The sequence below is a fragment of the Mitsuokella sp. AF33-22 genome, from assembly GCF_003475755.1.
Taxonomy (GTDB): domain Bacteria; phylum Bacillota; class Negativicutes; order Selenomonadales; family Selenomonadaceae; genus Mitsuokella.
Genome location: NZ_QRQA01000016.1, coordinates 1 through 358, shown reverse-complemented (window position 1 = coordinate 358; position 358 = coordinate 1). Strand labels below are relative to the sequence as shown.

At 51.4% G+C, this 358-nt stretch carries 1 pseudogene; it reads right to left on the bottom strand.

Features of this window, described 5'->3' with window-relative positions:
* Window positions 1–358, bottom strand: a pseudogene (locus tag DWZ54_RS11950) (IS1182 family transposase); the annotation flags it as partial.

The window sequence follows — 358 nt, the reverse complement described above, 5'->3', positions numbered from 1 at the left end:
CGGTCAGTTCTCGATTTATCCGGATGGTCCTGTTCCGTCCGTCCCCGCAGATCCGTAGTTTCTCGGTATACTCGTCCAGCTTACTCATATATTCCCGAAGGCGCTCGTAATGACGTTGTTGCGGGCTCTTGTGGTGTCCGCGCCAGTGGACGAAGTCTGCTTCATCGAGCTTCCAGAAGGCAGTGTATTGCTTCAGCACCTCGGCCAGATATTCTGTGTTTGTAGGGATGGCGATGCCGCTGGGAGCCAGTTCCGCATTGAGTTCCTCAAACAGTGTGGTTATCTTTGCAAACAAGCGGTAACGTGATTTCTCTGTCGCCTTCTTCCACACCCATTGATATTTATTTGCATTTGCCTC